We start from the raw sequence: 418 nt of genomic DNA, 5'->3' as shown, positions 1-418 counted from the left end.
GCTTTATGCGGGGTTTGCTGGTCGGGGTTATGAGTATGGGCCGTTGTTTCAGGGGGTGCGGGTGGCGTGGCGGTTGGGTGATGCGGTGTTTGCGGAGGTGTGTTTGCCGGAGGGGGTTGATGGTGGGGGGTTTGGTGTTCATCCGGCGTTGTTGGATGCGGCGTTTCAGGCGTTGTTGCTGGTGGGTGGGCAGGGTGAGGGTTTGGGTGAGCGGGTGAGGTTGCCGTTTGCGGTGAGTGGTGTGCGGTTGGTGGGTGGTGGTGTTGTTCGGTTGCGGGTGGGTGTGCGGTTGGTGGGGGTGGATGAGGTTGCGGTTGATTTGGCGGATGAGTATGGGCGGTTTGTGGGTGTGGTGGAGTCGTTGAGGGTGCGGTCGGTGTCGGTGGGGGAGTTGGCGGTGGTGGGTGGGGGTCGGGAT

At 62.9% G+C, this 418-nt stretch carries 1 protein-coding gene; it reads left to right on the top strand.

Features of this window, described 5'->3' with window-relative positions; genetic code table 11:
• Positions 1 to 418: polyketide synthase dehydratase domain-containing protein (locus tag VT50_RS37290; RefSeq protein ID WP_206269550.1), on the top strand; the 418-nt coding region annotated here is incomplete at both ends.

Origin of the sequence: Streptomyces antioxidans (genome assembly GCF_000968685.2) — a bacterium.
Classification (GTDB): Bacteria; Actinomycetota; Actinomycetes; order Streptomycetales; family Streptomycetaceae; genus Streptomyces; species Streptomyces antioxidans.
Note: the sequence above shows the minus strand (reverse complement) of the source record. Positions and strands in the feature narration are given on the sequence as shown.